This window comes from Collinsella sp. TF08-11AT, from assembly GCF_003437035.1.
Classification (GTDB): Bacteria; Actinomycetota; Coriobacteriia; order Coriobacteriales; family Coriobacteriaceae; genus Collinsella.
In genome coordinates this window covers 75,077-94,982 of sequence record NZ_QSRL01000002.1, presented here as the reverse complement: position 1 = coordinate 94,982, position 19,906 = coordinate 75,077, and the positions used below count along the sequence as shown (strand labels likewise).

The 19,906-nt window shown below is 62.0% G+C and carries 11 protein-coding genes; all 11 read right to left on the bottom strand.

The window, feature by feature from the left end:
* Positions 1-79: 79 nt before the first annotated feature.
* Entirely contained in the window at positions 80-1,747 is a 1,668-nt protein-coding gene (locus DXC79_RS02345; RefSeq protein WP_117634880.1) for a formate--tetrahydrofolate ligase, read from the bottom strand.
* A 144-nt stretch (positions 1,748-1,891) separates the two neighbouring features.
* Complete coding sequence (ruvB, locus tag DXC79_RS02340) at positions 1,892-2,959, bottom strand: Holliday junction branch migration DNA helicase RuvB (RefSeq protein ID WP_022095140.1); 1,068 nt, start codon at positions 2,957-2,959, stop codon at positions 1,892-1,894.
* Entirely contained in the window at positions 2,959-3,579 is a 621-nt protein-coding gene (gene ruvA / locus DXC79_RS02335; RefSeq protein ID WP_055310211.1) for a Holliday junction branch migration protein RuvA, read from the bottom strand. Before ruvA ends, ruvB begins: the two co-directional genes overlap by 1 nt.
* Positions 3,579-4,100 carry a crossover junction endodeoxyribonuclease RuvC gene (gene ruvC / locus DXC79_RS02330; RefSeq protein ID WP_035137351.1) on the bottom strand — a complete coding sequence of 174 codons (522 nt, stop codon included), beginning with the start codon at positions 4,098-4,100 and terminating at the stop codon, positions 3,579-3,581. Before ruvC ends, ruvA begins: the two co-directional genes overlap by 1 nt.
* A gap of 294 nt (positions 4,101-4,394) precedes the next feature.
* Positions 4,395-6,368 (bottom strand): hypothetical protein, encoded by a 1,974-nt coding sequence (locus DXC79_RS02325; RefSeq protein ID WP_117634878.1) that lies wholly within the window; start codon positions 6,366-6,368, stop codon positions 4,395-4,397.
* Positions 6,369-6,485: 117 nt separating this feature from the next.
* Entirely contained in the window at positions 6,486-6,848 is a 363-nt protein-coding gene (locus DXC79_RS02320; RefSeq protein WP_089572163.1) for a desulfoferrodoxin family protein, read from the bottom strand.
* 150 nt (positions 6,849-6,998) lie between these two features.
* The gene (locus DXC79_RS02315) at positions 6,999-10,463 is read right to left on the bottom strand and encodes an SNF2-related protein (protein WP_117634876.1); all 3,465 of its coding nucleotides are present in this window, start codon (positions 10,461-10,463) and stop codon (positions 6,999-7,001) included.
* Positions 10,464-10,598: 135 nt separating this feature from the next.
* Positions 10,599-14,402, bottom strand: a complete 3,804-nt coding sequence (dnaE, locus tag DXC79_RS02310) for a DNA polymerase III subunit alpha (RefSeq protein WP_117634874.1) — start codon at positions 14,400-14,402, stop codon at positions 10,599-10,601.
* A gap of 239 nt (positions 14,403-14,641) precedes the next feature.
* Entirely contained in the window at positions 14,642-15,841 is a 1,200-nt protein-coding gene (locus DXC79_RS02305; protein WP_117634872.1) for an MFS transporter, read from the bottom strand.
* Complete coding sequence (locus DXC79_RS02300; protein WP_117634870.1) at positions 15,838-16,089, bottom strand: DUF3284 domain-containing protein; 252 nt, start codon at positions 16,087-16,089, stop codon at positions 15,838-15,840. Before DXC79_RS02300 ends, DXC79_RS02305 begins: the two co-directional genes overlap by 4 nt.
* Positions 16,090-16,282: 193 nt before the next feature.
* Entirely contained in the window at positions 16,283-19,906 is a 3,624-nt protein-coding gene (locus DXC79_RS02295; RefSeq protein ID WP_117634868.1) for a UvrD-helicase domain-containing protein, read from the bottom strand.

The following is a 19,906-nucleotide window of genomic DNA, read 5'->3' as shown; positions in this document are numbered from 1 at the left end:
TGCGCGGGCCTAAGGATAAAAAAGCCCCGCCGGGCCTTGGGGGCACGGCGGGGCGGGCAGGCAGCTAGGGGCAACAGGCTTAGAACAGGCCGGTGATGTTGCCGTCGCTGTCGACGTCGATGTTCTCAGCCGCGGGGACCTTGGGCAAGCCCGGCATGGTCAGAACACTGCCAGTCAATGCGACCACAAAGTGGGCACCGGCGGAAACCTTGAGCTCGCGCACCGTGATGCGGAAGTTCTCGGGAGCGCCCAGGGCCTTGGCGTTGTCGCTAAAGCTGTACTGCGTCTTGGCCACGCACACCGGCAGGTTGCCAAAGCCGTTCTCGCGCAGCTCGGCGAGCTGGCGCATGGCGGCCGGCGTAAAGTCAACGCCGTCGGCGCGGTAGACCTTGGTGGCAACGGCCTCGAGGGCATCAGCGACATCAGCGCCGTCCTCATAGGCAAACTTGAGCTCGCTCGGCTGCTCAATCAGACGCATGACCTCATCGGCAAGCTCGAGCGCGCCCTCGCCGCCCTTGGCCCAGACCTCGGAAAGCTTAACGTTGACGCCGAGCTTCTGGCACTCGGACTCGATGAGAGCAAGCTCGGCCTCGGTGTCCGTCGGGAAACGGTTGATGGCGACCACGCAGGGCAGACCGTAGACGTTCTGGATGTTGTCGACATGACGCAGCAGGTTGGGCATGCCGGCCTTGAGGGCCTCGAGGTTCTCCTCGTTGAGGTCGGCCTTGGCGACGCCACCGTTGTACTTCAGCGCACGAGCGGTCGCGACGACCACGACGGCGCTGGGGCGAACGCCCGTCATGCGGCACTTAATGTCGAGGAACTTCTCGGCACCCAGATCGGCACCGAAGCCGGCCTCGGTAATGGCGACATCGCCAAAGCGCATCGCCATACGCGTAGCCATGATGGAGTTGCAGCCGTGGGCAATGTTGGCGAAGGGACCGCCGTGGACAAACGCGGGCGTGCCCTCGAGCGTTTGCACCAGGTTGGGCTTGAGCGCGTCCTTAAGCAACGCGGCCATGGCACCCTGGGCCTTAAGGTCGCGGGCACGGACGGGCTCGCCGGCAAAGCTGTAGCCGACGACGATCTCACCCAAGCGTTCCTTGAGGTCGCTGATGCTCGTAGACAGGCACAGGATTGCCATGACCTCGGAGGCGACGGTGATATCGAAGCCGTCCTCGCGCGGCACGCCCTGGGCCTTACCGCCAATGCCGTCGATAACGTGGCGCAGCTGACGGTCGTTCATATCGACGACGCGCTTCCAAGTGATGCGCTTAACGTCAATACCGAGCTGATTGCCCTGCTGGATGTGGTTATCAAGCATGGCGGCCAGCAGGTTGTTGGCAGCACCGATAGCGTGGAAGTCGCCGGTAAAGTGCAGGTTGATATCCTCCATGGGGATGACCTGAGCCCAGCCGCCGCCGGCAGCACCGCCCTTAACGCCAAAGACGGGGCCGAGCGAAGGCTCGCGCAGGGCCACGGCACTCTTGACGCCGCGGCGACGCAGGCCATCGGCCAGACCGATGGTCGTGGTGGTCTTACCCTCGCCCGCAGGCGTTGGGTTGATAGCGGTCACGAGGACGAGCTTGGCCTGGTGATCGGTCGGCTCGTTGAGCAGTGAATAGTCGACCTTAGCCTTGTCGAAGCCGTACGGAATCAGGTGCTTTACGTCGACGCCGGCGTTCTTGGCCACCTCGGTAATGGGCAGCGGCGTGACAGAACGTGCGATTTCGATGTCAGTAGGCATGGGCGGTCCTTTCGTTACCGAATGAGAAAAAGACCAATTCAGCATAGCACGGGCGCGCAATAGTAAAACGCCCATAACCGATGAACGGCGATATGTTTACCCGATGCCCAGCGATAGCCCAACAGCCCGCCAAAACAAAACGCCCTAAACGGTAGGTTCAATCCCCAGGTGCTCAAAGGTGCGAAGCGTTGCCTGACGACCCTGCGGCGTACGAATCATCAACCCGCACTGCAGCAAATAGGGCTCATAGACATCCTCGAGCGTACCCGGGTCCTCGCCCACCGCGCTGGCAAGGGTCGTAAGTCCCACGGCACGGCCGGAGAACGTCTTGGCAAGCGTCTCCAGGATGCGAATGTCCATCCAGTCCAGACCGAGCTCGTCGATCTCGAAGAACTCGAGCGCCTGGCGGCAGATATCGAGCTCGATGGGGCCGTTGCCGCGCACCTGTGCGTAATCGCGCACGCGCTTGAGCAGGCGGTTGGCAAGACGCGGCGTGCCACGCGAACGCGAGCCGATCTCGAGTGCACTGGGATGGTCGATCGTCACACCCAGGATAGTCGCCGAGCGCGTCACAATCTGCGCGAGCTCCTCGACCGTGTAGTAATCCAGGCGATATGAAATGCCAAAGCGGTCGCGCAACGGGCCGGTCAACATGCCTGAGCGAGTCGTTGCCGCCACCAACGTAAACTTGGGAATATCCAGGCGAATCGAGCGCGCAGCCGGACCCTTGCCGATCACGATATCGAGCGCAAAGTCCTCCATCGCGGGATACAGAACTTCCTCGACCGAACGGTTGAGGCGGTGGATCTCGTCGATAAACAGCACGTCACCCGGTTGCAGGTTAGTCAGAATGGCCGCCAGGTCGCCGGTGCGCGCGATGGCCGGACCGCTCGTCGTCTTAATCTGAGCGCCCAGCTCGTTGGCGATAACGGTGGCCAGCGTGGTCTTGCCCAGACCCGGAGGGCCCGAGAAGATCACGTGGTCGAGCGTCTCGCCACGGCTCTGCGCCGCTTCGATCAGCACGCGCAGGCTCTGCTTGATGTGCTCCTGGCCGCAGTAATCGTCCAGGCGCTGGGGACGCAAAGTACGGTCGACATCAAGGTCCTCGGCCGTCAGCTCCGAGCCCACCATGCGCTCGCCGTGCGCCATGGATGCCGCCGGCGAGTTACCGGGCGTCGCCCACAGGTCCTGAGAGTCATCGGCTTCCCACATCACGCATCCATTCCGAGTCGCTTAAGCGCCGCACCGAGCAGATCCTCGACGCGCATATTCTGCCCATCATACCCGCTCAGGGCAACATCGGTCTCCTGAGGGCTAAAGCCCATGGAAAGGAGTGCCGCACGGGCATCATCGATGGCCGAGGGAGCGGCAGCGGGCACGGGCATCGCAACCTGGCCGGGGATTACGTCAACCGGAACAAAGCCCTTGTCCTTGGCAAAGGTGCTCTTGAGCTCCAGGATCAGGCGCTGAGCTGTCTTTTTGCCCACACCGGGCACCTTGGCCATACCCTTGTCGTCCTCGGCCATCACCAGCGAATACAATTGCCCCACGGTATAGGTGGAAAGCACGGCGAGCGCCAAGCGCGGGCCAACACCCGAGACGGACACGAGCCGGTCGAACATCGTGCGCTCATCCTTTGAGGAAAAACCGAAAAGTGTCATGGCGTCCTCGCGCACCTGCATACGCGTGTAGAGGCGGACCTCGCCACCGGGCGTCGGCAACGTGGCCGCAGTGCTGCCCGAAATGCCGAGCTCAAAGCCAACGCCCGACACATCGACGACAGCAGAGCTCATCGTGGCCTCGACAAGCGTTCCGTGGAGCTGGGAGATCATCAGTATCCGGTTCCTCTCTGTTGATAGAACTCGCCGCCGGTAAGCGCCCGGGTACGGCTGAGGTTAACGTGGCAGATGGCGCAGGCCAGGGCATCGGCGGCATGGTCGGGATGCGGGTCGTGATCGAGCTGCGTAAGCGTGCGCACCATGTAGGCGACCTGCCGCTTATCTGCGGCACCGGTACCCACCACAGCCTGCTTGATCTGCATAGGCGTGTACTCGCCGATCTCGAGCGCGCACTCCGAAAGCGCCACGAGCGCGGCACCGCGGGCATGTGCCGTGGGGATTGCCGAGCGGACATTAGCGCCAAAGTAGATGCTCTCGATGGCAGCGGTATCGGGTCGATAACGCTCCACGACACCCTTGAGGTCGCGGGCGATATGCGACAGGCGCACCGCGAGCGGACTGCCTGCGCTGGTCTCGATGCAGCCATAGGCACGGCAGCGAACCTCGCCACGCCGCTCCTCGATAATCCCCCAACCCGTATGGGCCAAACCGGGGTCAATGCCCAAGATAACCAAGCCAACCTCCCCTCGCCACAAGCACAGCGCAAGGCAAGGCCCCGAGCATCATTCACGAACGTCTGTTCTAGAATAACACAACAGAGACCGTATCTAGCAAGCAAGGTTGAACCATAGGTTGAGCATAAGTCAGCGAGCGAGTCCCTGCCGTGGCAAGGTGTCGCGAAAGAGGAGCGCCGCGTACTTCTGTACGCAAGCGACGGTTTGAGCGGCAGATTGACCGGCAGGGGCTCGCGCAGCGTCGACTCGTTACGCGGTTTGGCAAAACCGCGTAACCTTGCCCCTATCCCATAGTTAATTTTGAGAGAAAAAGGGGAACTGTCGGGGATCAACCGGCGGATGCGGCATCGGGCCACCCTGCGGGCCACCCTGGCCGCCCATCATCTTATCGATGGCGTCCTGGACCTCGCCCTCAAACTTCTTCATACCCTCGTGCAGGCGGCGCTGGCCGTCCTCGGAGCGCAGCTCCTCCATCTGCTCGGGCGAAATACCCAGTAGCTCGCCCAGCACGCCCATCATCTCGTTTCGCACGCGCTCGCTCGTATCCTCGTCAGCAAAACGGCGCACCTCGGCGCGCGCCAGCGAATCGACCGTCATACGCTCCTTGCCGTTAAGCCCCAGGTCGGACCACGCGAGCATGTACGGCCAGGCGCGCTCGACAAACGAACGGGCTGAGACGATCGACGCCGTCGGCAGCATGCGGCGGGCGGCCTCGCCCTGACGCACGAGCATCAGCAGCAGCGAGCAGGCCTCAGGCTTGCCAGCGGCCATCGGGATGTCGTCGAAAGATCGATTGCGGTCCACGTGCGCCTCGAGCGCGCCATCGACCTCACCCGGCTCAAGCCCGCCGAGCAGCTGTGCCGCGCGGTCGAGCATATCGACCGGACCGTCGAGCGTCGAGAGCGCCTGCGCCAGCACTCGCTCCATACAATCTTCCACCGCGTTGAGCGTCACGAGCTCTTGGGGCACCACGGCAGACGTGCGGTTGCGCACACGCGCCACAAACTCAAGCGTCGACAGGTACACATCGCCAAAGGGCGCGTAATCGCCCTGGTAGCCGCCGCAAAGCGCCGGCGCCGCCAGCGCGTACTCGGTTTTGGACAGCGGGCTCAGCGCCATCGCACCCAGCTCGAGCGCCGTGTCCTCCAGCATGAGGCCCAGCGTGCGCGAGCGCAGACGCTCGGCATCGCCCGCCGACACGTCGCGATCGAGCACACGCGCCGCATCCGGTGCATCGCGCTCGACGGTGCGAATGTGCAGACGCTCGGCGATGGCGCGGACGGCGGCACAGCGGGCAGCCTCGGCCTCTTCCTGCGCCGGCGTAAAGATACGGTTGCGCCCCAGCACCAGGCCAATCACATTACGCGGGCCCAGAGCGTCGACGGTCAGCGCCGCCAGCAGGGACGACGGCAAGTCGCCCTCGAGCGCCACCACAGCACGCGACGCACCGTGGGCTCGGGCGTTGTCGCGCACGGCGAGCACCAGCGCCTGCCACAGCCACTCCTCGGAACGGAACTCGGGCAGTTCGTGATCTTCCAGGGCATCGAGCATCACGCCGCGCTGAATCTCCTGAACCAGCAGGCTCTCCTCAAAACACGGCGCCTGGGCCACCACACGACCACAGTCGTCGAGCACAAACGAACCGCCGGTATACACCGACTCGTCATAAGCACCGACCGGCGCCATACAGGCAAACCACACGCTGCGCTTGGATGCGATCTTGCGGTAGGCGCCGCTGCGAACGGCGGCAATGGCGGCAGTCTCGCGGTCGGTCATGTCAAACGCATTGAATTGGAAATACGCAATGAGGTCAACACCGGTCGGCAACATCTCGAGTTCGCGGTCCAAGTCAAAAATCACGGCGATGCGCACGCCGTCCACGTCGAACACCGGCGGCGCCCAACGCGTGTCGTTGTTCTCGCCACGCTGCAGGGCAATGCTCGAACGCGCCGGCACCACATGACCGTCCTTGAGCATCATGTAGTCGAGCAGCGGCTGACCCTCAAACGAAACCGCCGCGGGCACGATGCAGATCATGTCAAGCTCCTGGATGCGCTCGGCGACACCAGTCAAGCCGGCAAGCATGTCGTGCTCAAAGTCGGCAGCGCCCACCAGGCCACCGGGCATGGCGCCCATAAAGAGCGGAGCCGGAACGCACAGCACGCGCGCCCCGCGCTCGTGGGCCAGACGAGCCTGGTCCTCGATGCGGCCGCAAATGCCCTCAATATCACCCAGGCGCATATCGATCTGTGCAAGCGCGAGCTTCATGGCTCAGCCCTTTCCGTCGTAAACCATCGAAATCGTAGTAAAAGCGCCGGCCGCATGATGCAGTCGGCGCTCGCATGTGCATATGCTAGCTATGATACCCCGAGCGGGGGCGCGCTCCTAGAACGTCGCGGACCACAGCCCGTGCAGGTTGCAGTAGGCATAGACGGTACCGGTCTTGGAACCGCCGGCAAAAAACGTCGCGGGCTTCATGCCGGGCTCAAGGTAATGGACCTCTAAGCGGCCCTCGGCCTCAAGGGCGATCCACTCAATATAGTGCTCGGGCAGGCTGGGGTGCTCGACCGAGCCAACGCGTGCGCGAATCACGTGACCGTCGCGCTCGGTCTCGACAACAGGCACGTGCTTCTCGTGCGCCGCGTCCTCAGTGTTTGCGGTCAGTTCCGTGCAACCGGCAGGGGTTGCAACGTCGTTGCCAAGGGCGGCAATGAGCTTACCGTCGGGGTCCTTAAAGAATTTCGCCATGATGTTCTCCTTTGCTGACGTGCCAATGTTCTTGATGGTTCTTATGCCCAAAGGCAGACAAACCATCCACGGCATTGCAAATGAACACATAACGGGCGGGGACGATGGGGCAGCGTGCGCTATCCGCCCTGGCGGCCCCACCCGAGCGGGTTAGCGCCCGTCGCCGCCCAGCAGCGCCAGAACATCTTCGCGGGTAAACAGCGCCGACGAGATGCCGTCGCCGCCGAGCACGCTGTTGACCAGGTCGCGCTTGGACTCCTGCATCTGCATAATGCGCTCCTCGATCGTGTCCTTGGCAATGAGCTTGTACACGGTCACGGTATGTTGCTGGCCAATACGGTGCGCGCGGTCGGTCGCCTGGTCCTGCGCTGCCACGTTCCACCACGGGTCGTAGTGGATGACCACGTCGGCCGCCGTCAGGTTAAGGCCCACGCCGCCCGCCTTGAGCGAAATCAAAAAGACCGGAACCTCGCCCGCTTGGAACTGCGCGACCATCTTGGCGCGGCTCTCCTTAGACGAAGCGCCCGTGAGCTTAAGGAAGGCGATGTCCTCCTTGGCCAAGCGCTTACCGATGATATCGAGCATACCCGTAAACTGGCTGAACAACAGGATGCGATGCCCGCCGTCGAGTGCGCCGTGCACGAGCTCCATACACGTATCGAGCTTGGCGCTCCCCGCCTTGTAATCCTCGTAGTGTAGACGCGGGTCGCAGCAGATCTGGCGCAGCTTGGTGAGCTCGGCGAGCACCTTGAGTTTGTCCTTCTTAAACTCCCCAGCCTCGCGGTGCTGCACCTGCTGGGCGATGCGGTCCTGGTTGGCCAGGTAGAGCTTGCGCTGCTCGCCGGTAAGCTGCGCCATGACGGTGTCTTCGATCTTCTCGGGCAGGTCGGCCACCACGTCTTCCTTAACACGGCGCAGCACAAACGGCGACACGAGCGCCTGCAGGCGAGCGGCGCTATCGCCCTCGGCATGCTCGACGGGGCTCTCAAAGCGCTTGGCAAACGACTCGCGCGTCCCCAAAAGGCCCGGCATCAAAAAGTCGAAGATGCTCCAGAGCTCGGACAGGCGGTTTTCGATGGGCGTGCCCGTCAGGGCAAAGCGCACGCCGGCAGGCAGGCGCTTGGCGGCGCGCGCCACCTGCGTGAGCGGATTTTTAATGTACTGTGCCTCATCGAGCACCACGCGGGCAAAATCCCGCTCGACGTACTCGTCGATATCGCGCCGCATAAGGTCATACGACGTCACGACCACGCTATGCTCGGCCACGCCGGCGATCTGCACGCGGCGTTGAGCCTTGGCGCCCACAATGGCGCACACATCGAGCGACGGGGCAAAGCGCTCCAGCTCGGCAGTCCAGTTGTACACGAGTGAGGCCGGGCATACCACGAGCGTGGGCTTGGTGTCCCCCGCCTCCACGCGCGCCAGAATATGCGCAATCATCTGGAGCGTTTTGCCCAGGCCCATGTCGTCGGCCAAGATGCCGCCAAGGCCCAGGTGTTCGAGCGAGCCGAGCCACTGGTATCCGTCGACCTGGTAGCCGCGCATCGTTGCCTTGAGCGATGCCGGCACCGTAAAGTCCATCTTGCCGAGCGTGTCCAGGCGCTCGACGGTACGGCGGAACGCAGCGTCGCGATCGGCCTCGAGCGCCGGCGTGCGTGCGAGCATGCTGTCGACGAACAGGGTGCTCGACGCGGGAAGCGACACGCCGTCGAGCAGGTCGACGGCATCGACACCCAGGTCCTCGGCAAGGCCAAACGCGGCGCGCGCCCCCTCGTCCAGGCGAATGATGTCGCCGGACGTAAGGCGCGCAAACGTTTGATGGCGCTTGTACGAATCGAGATAGACGGCAAGGTCCGCGGCCGAAAGCCCGCTCGCGCCCAGCTCGACATCGAGCAGATTGCTCTTAACGGTCGCACGAACCGAGAGCTTGGGCGCGGGGCGGACCGAGATCTGGCGCAGACGGTCGCTGAGCATGATCTCACCCAGTTCGGACAGGGCAGACAGGCCCTCGGTCAGCAGGCAGAACAAGCGGGCGTCATCGCGCTCCTCAAACGCCAGACCGCGCTCGTAGAAATCGAAGTACAGGGCCGCCGTATCCATAACGCGAAACTCCGCCACCTCGTCGCGGGGCGGCACACCGGGGCGCTGCTCTTCGAAGGGGCTGCCCGGAGCGCCCAGGCTAAAGAGATCCGCCGACCAATCGCCGTAGGTAACCGTAATTTTGCAGGTCACGAGCCCATCGTCGACACCGATCGCCATAGCAAAGCTCGGCTCGGGTGCCACGGTATCGAGCGCGGCGGGCGCGGTGAGGTCGGTGTAGTCGCGCAAAATGGGCAGCGCCATACGGCAGAACTCACCCACCTGCTCGGCGGCAATATGGGCGGGCGTGCGGCACGGCAGCAAGCGCGACAAAAAAGGTGCGGCATGCTGAGCAAATGCAGCGTCGGTACGGCGCGCGCGGCGCGTGTCAACCAAGTAGGCGGCATCGCCCGACGCAAAGCAGTACATATCGGCGGGCAGGCGCAGGTCATAGCTACCACCAGCCGCTGGCGCGATTTTGGCGGCAAGCAGCGGTGGGCGCTTAGCGGATGCCTCGTCCTCCCCTTGCGGAGACAGCTCAACCGCCACGTCGTAGGTGCGATGCGTCGTCATCCCCCGCGACCAGGCGGGCTCAAAGGAGATGGTCTGGCCGCGCAGCAGGTCCAGCACATATACGATGCTATGCTCGGACAGCGGCAACTGACGCTCGGCAACAAAACCACTGCGGGCAAAGTCGTACGACGCCGAACGCGAGCTTGTGATGTCATCGAGATAGGCAACTGTCGTCACAACAAGGTTGAGCAGCTTTGCCGATGTTTCGTCAAAGGCCTCAGGTGAATGGACAAACGTGAGCTTCTTGCCGTACGAGAAGGTGCCGCCTCGGACATTGGCGTCGGCCATGCCGTCGATATCCTTGACCACGTAGGACACCGAACCGCAGCGAATGCGGAACTCGAGCGCCCAGCTAAAGCGGTCGGCGAACAGCGGATTGTAGTACGGCACCAACGAGGGCTCCAACACTGCCTTGGGGGCATCGGGATCAACGGCACCGGCAAGCTTGCGGCGCATGCTAGCCAGCTCATCCATGCGCGCGTCCGAAAGATCGGAGAGCGCCGCCATGAGACTGGGGCTCGTGGGGACAGGCGCCGGAAAGGGAAAGTTGGGGTTGACGGCCGGCGCTTTGGGCGCGGTGCGCGCGGGCTGTTTCGGTTGCGCCGTAAACGTGCGAACCGGCGTGCGCAGCCCCTCAACAGGCTCAATGCCGCTCGCGTCCAGATACGCGAGCGCCGTGGCAATGGCGTGCTTGCACATACCGGGGTAACGATAGGCAGCGGGGCAATCGCAGTCGTAGTCGATCACCTCGTGCTCGTCCATATCGAGCGCCACGTGCGTCTTGTACAGGTCGCCGCGCGAGCCGCGCACCGAGCCCTCAACCGTCACGTTTTTGGAGAAGCGCGAGCCGCTGTCCTCAATCGACAGCACGGCACCGTTGAGCATGAGCGAGCGGCCCTTCATAAAGGTGCCGCTCAGCGCCGCCTCTTTCCGGAGCGCCTGCACGAACGTCCCCTGCGCCATAACTTCCTCCAATCTCGCGCGCCAAATGATTTTTCTGGGACGGGGATGAAAAAATCATTCCCGTCCCAGAAAAACTGGTCTTCCGCCACACGTCATCCAAAATGATTTTTTAATCCCCGTCCCAGAAAAATCATTTTAGATCACCGTCACTCTGCCTTGGTTACCCACGATAGCCTTGGCCTCGGCCAGCAGCGGAATCGAGCGCGCGTTGACCTTGGCAGGTACCTCGGCACGCAGCACGCGCCCGTCCACCCGCTCGATAAAGATCTCCACGCGGTCGCCGCCCGGGTTAGCGGTGAGCACCGTGGCCAGGCGCGCCATATTGCCCTGGCTAAAGCGGCTGTTGGGCACCATGACCTCAAACACCTTGGGCTTGTTGTTCTCCTCGTTAAGCTCGAGCGGCACGATCTCCTGCGCGATGATCTGGTCGCCGCGGTCCGAGCGCTCGAGTTTGCCCTTAATGCGCACAAAGGCATCGGACAGCTGCGCGCCGGTCTCGGGATCGACCTCGCCGTACAGGTACCCCTCGGCCTCTTTATAGGTCTTGGGGAACACGACGACGGTGGCCTCGCCTTCCATGTCCTCGAGCTGCACGATGCCCATGGGGTCACCGTTTTTGGTCACGCGCTTGGACACGCTCGAGACCATGCCGGCCCACCACAGCGCCTTGCCCTCGGGAATCTCCTGGTTGATGGTGCCGCCCGTAGGATTCTGAACTTCGTAGCCGGTATCGATCTGCGAGAACGAGAAGTCGCGCGCCTTGGCTAGTGCATACTCAAACGGGCGCAGCGGGTGGTCCGAGACATAGATGCCCAGAACCTCCTTCTCCTGGCTCAGCTTAAGGTGGCGGTCCCACTCCTGGCCGTCCGGATCGGGCACGCTCACCTCAAAGCCCGAGCCCTCAACGTCGCCAAACATGTCGAAGAACGACGTCTGGCCGCTCGCACGATCCTTCTGGCGCTTCACCGCGGCATCGATGATGTTCTCGGGGTTGTTCTTGTCCACAAAGTGCATCATCTGGCGACGCGGATACCCCGTGGAGTCGAAGGCGCCTGCCTTGATAAGCGATTCGATCACGCGACGGTTGGCCTGGCTCGAGTCCACGCGCTCGACAAAGTCATGCAGCGTCTTAAACGGGCCGCCCGCCTCGCGCTCGGCAATAATCGCCTGCGCCACGCCGGTGCCCACGCCGCGGATGCCGGCCAGACCAAAGCGCACGCCCTCCTTGGTAGCCGTGAACTCGGTACCGGACTCGTTGACATCTGGCGACAGCACGGGGATGCCGTCGTGACGGCACGCCGAAACGTAATGAACGATCTTGTCGGTCTTGCCCGTATAGGACGTCAGAACGGCCGCCATGTACTCGTGCGGATAGTGCGCCTTGAGCCACGCCGTCTGCATAACCAGGATGGCGTAGCCGGCGGAGTGCGACTTGTTAAAGGCGTAAGATGCGAACTCGAGAACATCGTCCCAAATCTTCTGGGCGACCTCGCGCGTGTAGTTGTTCTTGATAGCGCCGTTCATCCAGTGGTCGTAGGTGGTCTCGTCCGAGCCATCCTCCCAGTGCAGCACCGTCGACGTGAGCAGTTTGATCTTCTTCTTAGCCACGGGCTTACGGATACGCGAGTCCGATTCGCCCTTGGAGAAGCCGCACATCTCGACGGAGATGAGCATAACCTGCTCCTGGTAGACCATGGTGCCGTAGGTTTCGCCCAGGATGTCGTCCAGGCGGTCGTCGTAGGAGACGGCTGGCTCCTTGCCGTTCATACGGTTGATGTAGGACGAAACCATGCCGGCGCCCAGCGGGCCCGGGCGGTACAGGGCGATCAATGCTACGACGTGCTTGTACTCGGTGGGCTTCATGTTCTTGATCGTGGCCGTCATGCCGGCGGACTCGACCTGGAAGACGCCGGCGGTATGGCCGGAGCCCATGAGCTTAAAGATCTCGGGGTCGTCAAAGGGGATCTCTTCCTCTTTGATGTCGATGCCGAAGTTCTTTTTGATGTTTGCCTTGGCCTTGGAGATAACCGTCAGCGTGCGCAGGCCCAAGAAGTCCATCTTGAGCAGGCCCATGTCGGCAACGGTATGACCTTCGTACTGGGTAATCTCGACGCCGCCCTTGGTGTCGAGCTTGGTGGGCACGTGCTCGTTGACGGGGTCGCGGCAGATCAGAACGGCGCACGCGTGCACACCCTCGCCACGGGTAAGGCCCTCAATCGAGAGCGCCGTGTCGATGATGCGGCGGGCGTCGTCGTCCTTTTTATAGGCCTCGGCAAAATCGGGGTTAAACAGATCCTCTTTGCCGGGTTGCTTTTCGAGCACCTGCTTGAGCTTGACCTTGGGGTCGCTCGAGACCATCTTGGACAGACGCTGGCCCATGTAGACCGGGTAGTCCAGGACGCGCGCAGCGTCGTTGATGGCCTGCTTGGCCTTAATGGTCGAGTAGGTGATGACGTGGGTGACCTTCTCGGGGCCGTAGAGCTGGCGAACGTGCTCCACGACCTCGAGGCGCCGCTCATCGTCGAAGTCCATATCGATATCGGGCATCTCGGTACGCTGCGGGGACAGGAACCTCTCGAACATCAGACCGTTCTCGAGCGGGTCGAACGCGGTGATGTTCATGGCGTAGGCGACGATAGCGCCGGCGGCCGAGCCACGGCCGGGGCCGACGCCGATGCCGTTGTCCTTGGCCCATTGCACGTACTCGGCAACGATCAAGAAGTAGGCGGCAAAGCCCTTGTCGCAGATGACTTTGTATTCATACTCAAAGCGCTCTTTGATGTTGACGCCACCAATCTCGCGCGTGGCCCAGTCGTCGCCGTAGTGCTGGCGCAGGCCCTTCTCGCACTCGCGGCGGAACTGGCTCTCGTGCGTCTCGCCGGGATCGAGCAGCGGGAAGCGCGGCAGGATGATGGAGTCCCAGTCCAGCTCAACGTAGCACTTGTCGGCGATCTCGAGCGTGTTGTCGCAGGCCTCGGGGCAATACGGGAACATCGCCCGCATCTCCTCCTCGGTCTTCATGTAAAACTCCGAGCCAGTCATGCGCATGCGGTTAGGGTCGTCGACCTTGGCGTTCATACCGATGCACATGATGACGTCCTGCACGGGCGCGTCCTCGCGGCGCAGGTAGTGGAAGTCGTTGGTGGCGATGACCTTGACGCCCACCTGCTTGGCGATATCGATGAGCGTACGGTCCATCTGCTCGTCGGTCAGACCATTGTCGGTAGTGATGCCGTGTTCCTGGATCTCGATGTAAAAGTCGCCGGGTTCGAAGGTATCGCGGAAGGTCTCGGCCCACTTGATGGCGCCCTCCATGTCACCGCGGTCGATGTATTTGGGGATGATGCCCGCGATGCAGGCGCTCGTGCAGATCATGCCCTTGGCGTGGCGGCGCAGGTTGTCGAGCGTCACGCGCGGCTTATAGTAAAAGCCCTGCACGGCGGCCTCGGAGACCGTCTGCATCAGGTTGACGTATCCCTCCTGGTCCTTGGCCAGAAGGATCATGTGGTAGAGCTCGGGCTTATGGTCGCGGGCAAGCGTCTCGTCCGGCGTAAAGTAGACCTCGCAGCCAAAGATGGGCTTGATGACCAGAGGCGGCTTGAGCTCGTCGATGTTGCCCTTCTCGTCCCACATGGCCATGTCCTTCACATACTGGGCATGCTCGCGCGGGCTGGACTCGGGATCGGGCTCCACCAGCTCGTCGCGGCGGTCCTTTTCCAAGAAGGCCTTGTCGTGGCTCCAGGTTTTGTACTCGGGCGTGTTGTGGTTGACGGCGTCGCAGGCCAGCGCCAGGTCGGGTACGCCATACATGTAGCCGTGGTCGGTAATGGCCACGGCGGGCATGCCCAGCTCAACGGCACGATTGACCATATCCTGGATACGGGTTGCGCCGTCGAGCATGGAGAAAACAGTGTGATTGTGCAGATGGACGAATGCCATGTGATGAGCTCCGATGCGGGTTCGTGTTCTGACTGAACGATTTTACCCCACGGCACGGACAGCACCCGAACCTAGCCAAACCAACACGGGTAGTCAATTTGGGACCTTCAAAAAGGGAATGAGGGCATCCCGATGCATCGAGTATTACTGGAACCCCGGCGATACGCTGAATGATTTGTGACGAATAGTCATGTCCATCAAGAAGGCTCGACGCTTCGGGCAGCTCGTCAATCGATATATCAATTCTTGGAGACATGTATTCCTACCATTTTTAAAGAAACAACGGCGGTAATTGCTATCGCGATTGCACCAATAATACCGAGCGCTATCTGAATGGGATATAACCCCAACACATGTCCAAATATGGAGAAAAACACTGCAGAAAAGAGAGCCCTTACCAGAGACGCGACGGAAAGGATCGTCGCGCGGAGATCGTCCGCTATCGCGTCTTGGATTAAGTTTTCCGAAGTGATGTACACCACTTCTGGGAGAAAACAAAGCACCATGCTAAGGCCAAACAAACACAGCGGATTTGAAGCGAACCACGGAAGAATCATGAAAAGGCCAGCCTCGATTAGCATCGAGCCGAGCATGGTATTTCTTTTCCCGAAACGCAATGAGAAGAAATCTGCTGCAATGTAGGCCGTCGCATTTACTGCATAGGATGCACCGAAAAAGATTCCTATTATGGAGACGGGAGCATCAAATGCGTCGAATACCAACTGATTCAAGTTGTAATAACTCCCATAGAATCCATCGAGCATGCTTGTGCCGATTAGAAGAAGCAGTACCGCAAAAGCGGATTCTCCAACACGCCAGGTTTCGCGTCTGAACATCTTGGCCGCGTCAAACCTTCCCTTTTCAGAGCTTTCAGAACGGGTCGCTTCCGTCCTCTCAATGGGATACAGAAGGAAAAGCTGCAGGAGATAGAAAACGGAGACACATACGTAGAGGGCGCTCCAAGATACTTGGGCAATGAAAGATCCGAGCACAATCGCCATTCCCGTAGCGATTGATTGCGCGGCAAGCAGCCGAGCGTTGATGGTGAGGAAACGCTCTCCTTGACCGGCATTCCGGGCAATTTCATATAAAAGTGCTTGTTCGGATCCCGATTGAAGGGAGTAGGCGAGTGCCTCAACAAGGGAAAGCACGACAAGAAAGGGGCCTGAGAGCAACAGCATGCCAGCCGTATGGAAGAAAAGCAGCAGCACGCCCACTTGAATCGAAAACTTCTTTCCAAAGAAATCGCCTATCAGCCCTGTTGGCAGCTCGAGGACGACCGTTGTAATGTTAAACAGGGCTTGATAAAGCGCGATTTCCGTGACAGACATTCCTTTCTCCGCAAGGAAAAGTAGAAACACTCCCCGATTTAAAACAAATCCCGCGAGAACGAAAAAGGCGGAATAGATGTGCAGTTGCGTAGCGGCATTCTTATTCATTTGGCACTTCCATCAACTACTTTTGTCGGGCCGCTCGCTACTGACTCGAAGCCTGAAGTGTTCACAGTTTCCGATGAAGAGCTACCTTGCCTTTTTGCGGCCTGGGCACGCTTCTCGTACTTATTGCCGTTGAGCCTGTTGCGGCTGGAGCGCTTGCCCGTGGCGTTTTCGATATCCTGCATGATGGACCCCGCTAGGGCGTCAAAAAGCTCCTCCGGCGTCACCCCAAGCGTTTTGGTGAGCTGCATATGGCTCCTTATTCGTTTGAACCGTTCGAGCTATTGTACCGTCCCAGGCTCTCCCATGCGTTGCGGTGCTATTTGGACGATTGAGGGCTTTATCCGGGGCGGCCGCGTGGGTTTGCCCAAAGTAGCTAAAAAAGCCCCGTCCCAAAAAGACTGCGGTGGAATCGATAGGGATTCCACCGCAGGTTGTTGAGGGCTAAAGGTTGTAGGTGACCACTTGGGGCTCGCAGGGGTTGGCGGGGTCGACCTGCTCCGCGCGGACGAACTTGACGGTCACGGCCTCAAAGCCCGCCTTGTGCAGAACATCAGCGTAGACACGCGCCTGCAGGGCGTGCTTCTCCTGCAGCTGTTCCGGCGTCTCGTCCAGTGTGCCGCCCGTCTTGTAGTCGATGACCAGTGCGCGTGACGAATCCGCCGGGTTCGTCGCCAAAGCGTCGATGGCGCCCTCGGCATATGCACCGTAGCGAGCGATGTCCTCGTCCTCGCAGCCCAGCGAAAAGAACGGCACCTCGGCGCGGACGCACGGCCACGCGAGCAGCTCGGCACGAGCAGCCGACTTGAGCCAGCAGTCCAGGGCAACGTCGAAGCGTTCGCGCTGCTCCGGCGTCAGGCGCCACAGGCGCGCCAGCGCATCGGCACGCTCAGCGGGCAGCGCATCGGCACCCATCTCGATGAGCCACTGGCAGGCGGCGTGGAAGGCCGAGCCCAGCGCCATGGGATTGCCGGCGGGCTCGACAGCGGCCACGTCTGCATCCGCCATCTCGGAACCATCAGACTCCGCATCATCGCCAGCCTCGTCCATGGGCACATGCGCCTCGGTGGCACGGTCCTCGGACTCGGCATGCAGCGCCGCGGCAATTGACGAATAGCTGTACGAATCGCGCGCCGGATACGGGCAGGCGCCCATGCGCACGCCCACCGCCTGGGGATACACGAGCTCAAACGCATCGGGCTCGGGGTCGGCAGGACCGGGAACGGCGGCGCGGGCACCTGCACCGGCACCCTCCGGCTCCGCATCGCCGCGGACAAGTCTGCCCTCGGCATCCAGTGAAGCGTTGGCCTCAAACGCCTGCTCGCCAAAGGTAAAGTCCGAAAGCGAAATGAGCTCGTAATCGCCCGGCTGGGAGTTGTCGAACACCAGGCGGTCGGCATCGAGCTGTGGCATGTCCAGGCCGTCCGTCGGCAGAATACGGCGCAGCACGTCGTAGCTCAGATCGGTCTCGACGTCGAAGGTCGGCGCGCACACCTTGCCACGGCTCACGCCGGCATCCATCGCCAAGATCACCAGCTCACGCGCTCGCGTCATGGCGACATAGAGCAAACGAGCCCGCTCCTCGAGCGAAAGCTGCAGGTCGTCGTTGCGCAGGCAAGCAAATTCCTCGGCGGGAGAACCCGTCGCGCAGACATCCTCCATGAGCTCTGGCGGCAACCACAGTGACGTGCCCTTGCCCTTAAACGCGTGTTCAAACTGCTTTTTGACGTCATCGCCCTTCACGAAGGTCCCATCGGCAAGCTTAACGCCATCAAAACGAGCCGGCAGCGCCACGACTTGCGCCCCACCGTCAACGCGGCCCATCTGTGCCGCACCGAACGATTTGCGCACGCCAAAACACTCGGACACCGCGACGACCGGATACTCCAGACCCTTGGATGCATGCACGGTCATGATGCGTACCGCGCCGTCACCCTCCTCGTTGAGCGCGCCCGGCGCCTCCTTGCCCGCCAGGAAGTGGTCGAAGGCGAGCGCGATGGAACGCGGCGAGTTACCGAACTCGGCCTCCGCCTCGGCCACGGCGTCGAGCGCCTTGAGCACGTTGGCAGCGATGGCCTTGCCCTCGGGACCACGCTGCGCCAGACGCACAAACCAGCCAGAGGCGTTGACCACGTCGCGCGCGATGGCGGCGAACGAATCGCGGCCCACACGACGAAGCGCATAGCGCAGCACCTCGCGGGCACGCGTCACGAGCGGCAGGTTCTGCAAACCCGGCACATCGGAATCGCTCATGATGCCCATGTCGATATTCCGGCGCGAGGTCTCCCCTGTCTCGCTATCGAGCTTGGTCGCCAGCGCCAGGAACTCCTGGGCGCCGAGCGCAAACATCGGCGAGGCGAGCAGCGGCATAAGGCCCTGCGCCGTATCGGCCGGATTAGCAAGCGCGCACACCAGGGCACGCACCGTTTGGACCTCGGCAGCCTGGGCAAAGACCGAACCGCCTGCGATCACGCAGTCGAGCCCCTGGTCGCGGAAGGCCTGGGCGTAGACGTCGGCGTTGGTCATGCGGCCCAGTAGCAGCACCATGCCGCCCTGGGGCTGGCCCGCTTTAACGAGCGCTTGGAACCGCTCCGCAATCGCACGAGCTTTCGCCTGCGTTCGCTCCTGGGTGCTGCCGCCGGCAACGAGCAGCGCCTGGCGGCGCGAAGCCTTCGCCTTGAGCTTGTCCTCGCGATCGTCACTCGGCTCAAGATCCAAGAACCCCTGCATCAAACCACCGGTATCGCCGTCAAAGACGCGTGCCACATAGCGCAGTACCTCGTCGTGGCTGCGGAAGTTGCGCACGAGCTTGACGAGCTCGCCGGCAGGGGCATCGGATGCGACGGAGGTCTCGGGCGCAGCAGAGGAGCCCACCTTGCGTTCCTGGCGACGGAACACCTCGACCTCTGCCCCACGGAAGCGATAGATGGACTGCTGCGCATCGCCCACGGTGCACAGCGCGCGCTCCCCCGCGCCCGTCAGATAGCGAATCAGGTCCACCTGCATCTGGTCGGTATCCTGAAACTCGTCGATCATGACCATCTTAAAGCGGCCTTCATAGGCCGCTCGAATGGCCGGGTAGTCGCGCAGCGCCTCATACGCCATGCGGAGCAGGTCGTTATTATCGAGGGCGGACTGGGCAGCCTTCAGCGCGCGATACTCTGCCTCCACGGAACGGGCCAGGCCCACCAGCGCATCGAGCGCCGGACCACCGCAGGCGAGCACGATATTGATAAACGCATCGGCGGCCTCGGCCTTGAGCAGCTCGATCTGCTCCTTAGAGAATGCCTTGCTCGCGCGCGGCATGGTACACGACATCATGAGTCGCGCCGCATCGGTCATGGTCTTGCCGCTCGCCTCGAACGCGTCGATGGCATCGAGCGCCGTCTGCGCCTTCTCGGTCGCGGCCTTGCTCGCGCCCAACGCCGCGCGATAGGCATCGGCTAGCGCCGAGGTGTCGGCCTGGCCGCGTGCCACGCGCACATCGTCCATGCCGCCCGGCAGCTGGCTCGATAGCTCTAACAGGTCGCGCACAAGACCCTTGATGGTCGTGCCGGCGCCAAAGGGACCGCCCTCGCCCGCCATGGGATACCAGGCGTAGAGGGCCTTGAGCGATGCCGCGAGCTCGGGGGCGGCATCGGGCGCCGTCGCGCGACCCAACACATGCTCAACAGCCTGATCCATGAGCTCGTCGGTATCGGTGAGCACCGTGAACTCAGGATCGATGCCCAGCTCCAGCGCGTGCGCGCGCAGGATACGCGAGCACATGCCGTGGATGGTCGAGATCCAAGCGTCGTCGACGGTCAGGGCCTCCTCGTCCATGCCCTCGTCGATAAGCGCACGGCGCACGCGGTCGCGAATCTCGGCCGCGGCATCTTTGGTAAAGGTAATGGCAAGCACCTGATCCAGATGCTCGACAAACGGACCGGATTCGGGCGAGAGCGCATAGGCAATGCGGCGCGTAAGGGTAAAGGTCTTGCCCGAGCCGGCACCCGCCGAGACAAACAGCGGGCGGTCGAGCGTTTTGACAACTTGCAGCTGTTGCGGCATCAAAGTCGAAAGATCCAT

Bases quoted from the DNA above. Each gene is read 5' to 3' on its own strand.
- DXC79_RS02345 (WP_117634880.1), bottom strand. From the start codon at position 1,747: ATGCCTACTGACATCGAAATCGCACGTTCTGTCACGCCGCTGCCCATT.
- ruvB (WP_022095140.1), bottom strand. From the start codon at position 2,959: ATGTGGGAAGCCGATGACTCTCAGGACCTGTGGGCGACGCCCGGTAAC.
- ruvA (WP_055310211.1), bottom strand. From the start codon at position 3,579: ATGATCTCCCAGCTCCACGGAACGCTTGTCGAGGCCACGATGAGCTCT.
- DXC79_RS02325 (WP_117634878.1), bottom strand. From the start codon at position 6,368: ATGAAGCTCGCGCTTGCACAGATCGATATGCGCCTGGGTGATATTGAG.
- DXC79_RS02320 (WP_089572163.1), bottom strand. From the start codon at position 6,848: ATGGCGAAATTCTTTAAGGACCCCGACGGTAAGCTCATTGCCGCCCTT.
- DXC79_RS02315 (WP_117634876.1), bottom strand. From the start codon at position 10,463: ATGGCGCAGGGGACGTTCGTGCAGGCGCTCCGGAAAGAGGCGGCGCTG.
- dnaE (WP_117634874.1), bottom strand. From the start codon at position 14,402: ATGGCATTCGTCCATCTGCACAATCACACTGTTTTCTCCATGCTCGAC.
- DXC79_RS02305 (WP_117634872.1), bottom strand. From the start codon at position 15,841: ATGAATAAGAATGCCGCTACGCAACTGCACATCTATTCCGCCTTTTTC.
- DXC79_RS02300 (WP_117634870.1), bottom strand. From the start codon at position 16,089: ATGCAGCTCACCAAAACGCTTGGGGTGACGCCGGAGGAGCTTTTTGAC.
- DXC79_RS02295 (WP_117634868.1), bottom strand. From the start codon at position 19,906: ATGGATCTTTCGACTTTGATGCCGCAACAGCTGCAAGTTGTCAAAACG.